This window comes from Mesorhizobium sp. M5C.F.Ca.ET.164.01.1.1 (assembly GCF_004792125.1).
Lineage (GTDB): Bacteria > Pseudomonadota > Alphaproteobacteria > Rhizobiales > Rhizobiaceae > Mesorhizobium > Mesorhizobium wenxiniae.
Genome location: NZ_SRTG01000504.1, coordinates 1 through 297, shown reverse-complemented (window position 1 = coordinate 297; position 297 = coordinate 1). Strand labels below are relative to the sequence as shown.

Here is a 297-nt window from a genome sequence, read left to right as displayed (position 1 = left end):
GTGCCCGATGGTTTCAAGGAAGCCTATGACGCCTATTGCGAAGGCGGCTGGATCGGCCTTGCCGTTCCCCAGGAATTTGGCGGGCAGGGCCTGCCCTATACGCTGCATGCGGCGATCGGCGAATATATGTCTTCCGCCAACCTGTCGCTGATGATGTATCCCGGCCTGACGCAGGGCGCGATTGCCGCCGTTCTCGTTCACGGTACTCCGGAGCAGAAGCAGACCTATCTGCCGAAAATGGTCGAAGGTATCTGGTCCGGCACCATGAACCTTACCGAACCCCATTGCGGCACCGAT

Annotated in this window: 1 protein-coding gene; it reads left to right on the top strand. The window is 59.6% G+C overall.

The features are described from left to right. A partial coding sequence (locus tag EN807_RS34485) for an acyl-CoA dehydrogenase family protein (protein WP_189522708.1) occupies positions 1-297 on the top strand: 297 nt, incomplete at both ends.